The following is a 5171-nucleotide window of genomic DNA, read 5'->3' as shown; positions in this document are numbered from 1 at the left end:
GCCCGGAACCTGAACCCGCCGCCCCCGCTCAGCCATGGCCGATCATCGCCGCGCCTGCCGCGATGACGAGGCAGGCGGCAATGCGGCCGGCGGTGAGGCGTTCCTTCAGGACGAAGCGGCCGAGGAGCGCGGCGAAGACGACGCTGGTCTCGCGCAGCGCCGAGACCGGACCCATCGCCCCGAGCCGCATCGCCCAGATCACCGCGGCATAGGCCATCAGCGAGGCGGCGCCGCCCCCGACGGCGCGGGTTAGCGCGGCCGGCGTCCCGCCGAGCGCCGCGGGTCCGCGCGTCAGCAGGAGCCAGAGCGGAAAGGCGAGGTGGAAGGTGAACATCGCCGCCGTGTAGGCGACCCAGTCGCCCGACAGTCGCACGCCGATGCCGTCGATCAGCGTGTAGGCGGCGATCGTCGCCGCGGTGCCCAGCGCCGCGAGCACGGTGCCCCGCGACAGCCCGGCCTTGCCCAGCGACAGCGACAGGATCCCGCCGCTCACCAGCGCGATCCCGACGGCGCCGACGGTGCCGGGCACCTCGGAGGCGAAGACGCCCGCGCCGAGGGCGACCAGGGCCGGCGAGGCGCCGCGGGCGATCGGATAGGTCTGGCCGAGGTCGCCGGTGCGGTAGGTGACGATCAGCAGCGCGTTGTAGGCGATGTGGATCAGCCCCGAGGCAACGGCGTAGGGCCAGCTCGCCGCGGCCGGCAATCCGACCGCGAGCGCCACGGCGAGCCCGAGCCCGCCGACGGCGAGGTTCATCACGCTCATGGTCCAGAGGCGGTCGGTGCCCCCGCGCAGCAGCGTGTTCCAGCCCGCATGCAGCAAAGCCGCGAAGAGGACGAGGGCGACGACGGCCGGCGTCATCGCGGGCTCATGGCTTGTGGATCATCTTGCACGAGGGCGATCGAACTCACGCGGCCAGGCTCGCCACCACGGCGTTCAGCACCGGGGCGCCCCGCGCGGTCGCGGCGATGCGACCGTCGGGCAGGCGGGCGACCAGGCCGTCCCCGACGAGGGCGTCGATTCGCGCTCCGTCGAGCGGCCGGCCCTTCAGCGCCGCGTAGCGCGCGGGGTCTATGCCCTCCGACAGGCGCAGGCCCATCATCAGGAACTCGTCGCCCTGGTCGGCGCCCGCGATGGTCTCGGTCTCGGAGATGCCGTGGCCGTCGCGCTCGACCCGGGCGAGCCAAGCCTCCGGCGCCTTCTCGGTGACGGTGCCGAGGCGGCCCGCCTCCGTGACCAGGCGGCCATGCGCGCCGGGGCCGATGCCGGCATACTCGCCGTAGCGCCAGTAGAGCAGGTTGTGGCGCGACTGCGCGCCGGGGCGCGCATGGTTCGAGATCTCGTAGGCCGGAAGCCCGGCCCGGTCGCAAACCTCCTGGGTCACGTCGTAGAGGGTGCGGGCCGCCTCGTCGTCGGGCGGCACGAGCCGGCCCGCGGCGGCGAGGCCGTAGAACGGCGTCCCCGGCTCGATGGTGAGCTGGTAGAGCGAGAGGTGCTCGGCCGCCCGGCCGATCGCCTCGGTCAGCTCCCGCCGCCAGGCCTCGGCGGTCTGGTTCGGGCGGGCGTAGATCAGGTCGAACGAGCTGCGGTCGAAGGCGCCCTGCGCGACCCGGATCGCGGCGAACGCCTCCTCGGCGCTGTGCAGCCGCCCGAGGCTCTTGAGGGAGGCGTCGTCGAAGGCCTGGACGCCCAGCGAGACGCGGTTGACGCCGGCCGCGCGATAGCCGCGGAACCGCCCGGCCTCGACGCTGGTCGGGTTGGCCTCCAGCGTGATCTCGGCATCGGGCGCGACGCCCCAGGCCTCGGCGACGGCGTCGAGGATGCCGGCGACGGTGCCGGGCTGCATCAGCGAGGGCGTGCCGCCGCCGAGGAAGACGCTCGACACGGTGCGGCCGGGCGTGCGGGCAGCCACGTGCGCGATCTCGGCGCGGAAGGCCGCGAGGTAGCGCACTTCGTCCACCGGCGCGTGACGCACGTGGCTGTTGAAGTCGCAATACGGGCACTTCGAGGCGCAGAAGGGCCAATGCACGTAGACGCCGAAGCCCGCGTCGCGGGTCGGGTGGTCCGGGCCTGAACGGTCGGTCATCGCACGCGATGTGCTCGCGTGCGCGCCGTTTGGCAATCGTGCGACGGGTTCAGGTCGGGCGACGCAGGCATGCGGCGGCGAGCGCCACGAAGGCGCGCGCCCGGTGCGACAGGGCGTTGCCGGTCTGCCAGTCGACCCCGTGCTTCTCCTCCGACGAGATTTCGCCGAAGGTTCGGTCGGAGCCGTCGGGCCGGAACATCGGGTCGTAGCCGAAGCCGGCGGTGCCGCGGGGCTCGACGAGGTCGCCGAAGACGCGGCCCTCGAACAGCTCGACATGGCCGTCGGGCCAGGCCAGCACCAGCGCCGAGACGAAGTGCGCGCGCCGGTTGGTCGCCCCGCGCAGCGCGAGTTCCGCGGCGATCCGCGCCATCGCGCCGGCGAAATCCTTGGATGGGCCTGCCCAGCGGGCGGAGAACAGGCCGGGCGCCCCGTCGAGGGCTGCGACGCACAGGCCCGAATCGTCGGCGAAGGCCGGCAGACCGGTGGCCTCGGCGGCGGCGATCGCCTTGATCGCCGCGTTCTCGGAGAACATCGTGCCGGTCTCGTCGGGCTCGGCGAGCCCGAGTTCGCCCGCCGAGACCGCCTCGACGCCGAACGGCGCCAGCAGCTCGCGCATCTCGACCAGCTTGCCGGCATTGTGGGTCGCGATGACGACCTTGCCCGTGAGGATGCGGTGGCTCATGCGATCGCCTGCTTCTGGAGGGCGACGAGGTCGGCGACGCCGCCCTTGGCGAGCCGCAGCAGTTCGAGCAGCTCGGCTTCCGAGAACGGCTTGCCCTCGGCGGTGCCCTGCACCTCGACGAGGCCGCCGGTGCCGGTGATGACGAAGTTGGCGTCGGTCTCGGCGCCCGAATCCTCGGCGTAGTCGAGGTCGAGCACGGCCGCGCCCTTGACGATGCCGCAGGACACCGCGGCGACGTGGTCGCGCAGCGGGTCGACCGAAATCATCGAGCGGGCGCGCATCCAGGCGAAGCACTCGTGCAGCGCGACCCAGGCGCCGGTGATCGCCGCGGTGCGGGTGCCGCCGTCGGCCTGGATCACGTCGCAGTCGACGGTGATCTGCTTCTCGCCCATGGCCGGCAGGTTGGTGACGGCGCGCAAGGATCGCCCGATCAGCCGCTGGATCTCCTGCGTCCGCCCCGAGGGCTTGCCGGAATTGATCTCGCGGCGGGTGCGCTCGTGCGTCGCGCGCGGCAGCATCGAATACTCGGCCGTCACCCAGCCCTTGCCAGAGCCGCGCAGCCAGTGCGGCCCGCGCTCTTCGAGGGAGGCGGTGCACAGCACCTTGGTCTCGCCGAAGGTCACGAGGCAGGAGCCTTCCGCGTAGCGGGCGACCGACCGTTCCAGCGTGACCGTGCGCAACTCGTCGGCCGCGCGCTTCGAGGGCCGCATGCGGCGTTCTCCCGGTTCGAAATTCCGAGCCGGGTGCTTAGGCTGCGTCGCCTCGGGCGGCAACCCGACGCGCCGCAACGTCATCGCGTCGCCGACGGATTGATCCGCGGGCTTCGCCGGGACACAATCGCCGGGCAGGAACCGCGCGTGACCGAGTTTTCGAGATCCATTTCCCAACCTCCGCAGGTGCAGGCGCTCGCCGCGCTGAACGAGCGCGCCCGCGAGATCTTCCGACAGATCGTCGAGGGATACCTGTCCACCGGCGAGCCGATGGGATCGCGCAACCTCGCACGCATCCTGCCGATGGCCCTGTCGCCGGCCTCGATCCGCAACGTGATGTCCGACCTGGAGCAGGCCGGGCTGATCTTCGCCCCGCACACCTCCGCCGGGCGCCTGCCGACGGAGCTGGGCCTGCGCTTCTTCGTCGACGCGATGCTGGAGCTCGGCGACGTCGGGCGCGAGGAGCAGGAGCGGATCGAGGCGCAGATGCGCGCCGCCGCCTCCGGCCACACCTTCGCGTCGGTGCTGGCCGAGGCGTCGAGCCTGCTCTCGGGCGTCTCGCGCGGCGCCGGCGTGGTGCTGACGACCAAGACCAACGTGCAGCTCAAGCACATCGAGTTCGTGCGGCTCGACCCGGCCCGCGCCCTGGTGGTGCTCGTCTCGGACGACGGCTCGGTGGAGAACCGCCTGCTCGACCTGCCGCCGGGCCTGCCCGCGAGCGCGCTGCAGGAGGCTTCGAACTACCTCAATGCCCGGTTGCACGGCCGCACCCTCGGGGGCCTGCGCGCCGAGATCGAGGCGGGCCGGCAGGCGATGAAGCGGGAGCTCGACGCCATCACCGAGCGCCTGGTCGACGCCGGGCTTGCCGTCTCGGTCGGGCCCACCGAGGCGCGCCAGCTGATCGTGCGCGGCCAGGCCAACTTGCTCGACGACCTGCGCGCGATCGAGGACCTGGAGCGGATGCGGCTGCTGTTCTCGGACCTCGAGACGCAGAAGGACGTGATCGACCTGCTTGCCCGCGCCGAGGGCGGCGACGGGGTACGGATCTTCATCGGCTCGGAGAACAAGCTGTTTTCGCTCTCCGGCTCCTCGCTGATCGCCGCCCCGTTCCGCGACGGGTCGCAGACGATCGTCGGCGTGGTCGGCGTCATCGGCCCGACCCGGCTCAACTACGCCCGCATCGTGCCGATGGTGGATTACACCGCGCGGGTGGTCTCGCGGATGATGGACCGCGGGACGTAACTTTTCGCCAGGCAGGTAACGTGCGGTCGTCGGCGTGCTCGATCGATCGCGGGTTCCTTCTCCCAGTGGGAGAAGGACAGGATGAGGGGCGTGACCTCTCCGGAGATGTCACACCCCTCACCCCAACCCTCGCCCTATGGGAGAGGGGGCAGGCGGCGCTTCTTTCGGCCTCAGCCGCGGATCACGTCCACGATCTGGTAGGTGTCCGGATCGACGATGACGATGTCGTCGTCCACGAGGACGTAGCTGTAATCCTCGTATTCCGGGGCCAGCTCGACGATCGCCGGCGGGAGCCGGTGCAGTTCGTAGCTGCGGGCGATGGCCGTGCCGACCGTGAGCGCGAAGGCGCCGGCCGCCAGCCGCGGCACGCCGCTGCGGAACAGGTCCTGGCGGAACCGGGTGCGCTCGGCGCCGCCGAGACGCCCGTAGGCGCCGCGGGCCTCGCCGCCGCCA

6 protein-coding genes are annotated in these 5171 nt (G+C 72.1%); 1 reads left to right on the top strand and 5 read right to left on the bottom strand.

Annotation, left to right across the window (positions count from 1 at the left end; all coding sequences use genetic code 11):
* Positions 1-28 precede the first annotated feature (28 nt).
* Genes FV229_RS25160 through rph form a run of 4 tightly spaced genes read right to left on the bottom strand, consistent with a single transcriptional unit; the run spans position 29 to position 3476 of the window.
* Positions 29-859: a DMT family transporter gene (locus FV229_RS25160; RefSeq protein ID WP_147754546.1), complete on the bottom strand. Its 831-nt coding sequence runs from the start codon at positions 857-859 to the stop codon at positions 29-31.
* A gap of 46 nt (positions 860-905) precedes the next feature.
* Complete coding sequence (hemW, locus tag FV229_RS25155) at positions 906-2084, bottom strand: radical SAM family heme chaperone HemW (protein ID WP_147754545.1); 1179 nt, start codon at positions 2082-2084, stop codon at positions 906-908.
* A 49-nt stretch (positions 2085-2133) separates the two neighbouring features.
* A complete protein-coding gene (gene rdgB / locus FV229_RS25150) occupies positions 2134-2766 on the bottom strand; it encodes an RdgB/HAM1 family non-canonical purine NTP pyrophosphatase (RefSeq protein WP_147754544.1) in 633 nt (210 codons plus the stop codon).
* The gene (gene rph, locus FV229_RS25145) at positions 2763-3476 is read right to left on the bottom strand and encodes a ribonuclease PH (RefSeq protein ID WP_147754543.1); all 714 of its coding nucleotides are present in this window, start codon (positions 3474-3476) and stop codon (positions 2763-2765) included. Before rph ends, rdgB begins: the two co-directional genes overlap by 4 nt.
* 147 nt (positions 3477-3623) lie before the next feature.
* Here rph and hrcA point away from each other — a divergent pair, with 147 nt between their 5' ends.
* Positions 3624-4718, top strand: coding sequence for a heat-inducible transcriptional repressor HrcA (gene hrcA / locus FV229_RS25140; protein ID WP_147754542.1), 1095 nt, complete (start codon positions 3624-3626; stop codon positions 4716-4718).
* Positions 4719-4888: 170 nt separating this feature from the next.
* On the opposite strand, the gene FV229_RS25135 is transcribed toward hrcA, so the two are convergent.
* Positions 4889-5171, bottom strand: a 283-nt coding sequence (locus FV229_RS25135) for a DUF1236 domain-containing protein (protein WP_246688338.1), incomplete at its 5' end; no start/stop codon positions are given.

The organism is Methylobacterium sp. WL120 (genome assembly GCF_008039465.1).
In the GTDB taxonomy this organism is placed as follows: domain Bacteria; phylum Pseudomonadota; class Alphaproteobacteria; order Rhizobiales; family Beijerinckiaceae; genus Methylobacterium; species Methylobacterium cerastii.
Note: the sequence above shows the minus strand (reverse complement) of the source record. Positions and strands in the feature narration are given on the sequence as shown.

Coding starts and splice junctions, on each gene's coding strand:
- FV229_RS25160 (WP_147754546.1), bottom strand. CDS start 859: ATGACGCCGGCCGTCGTCGCCCTCGTCCTCTTCGCGGCTTTGCTGCAT.
- hemW (WP_147754545.1), bottom strand. CDS start 2,084: ATGACCGACCGTTCAGGCCCGGACCACCCGACCCGCGACGCGGGCTTC.
- rdgB (WP_147754544.1), bottom strand. CDS start 2,766: ATGAGCCACCGCATCCTCACGGGCAAGGTCGTCATCGCGACCCACAAT.
- rph (WP_147754543.1), bottom strand. CDS start 3,476: ATGCGGCCCTCGAAGCGCGCGGCCGACGAGTTGCGCACGGTCACGCTG.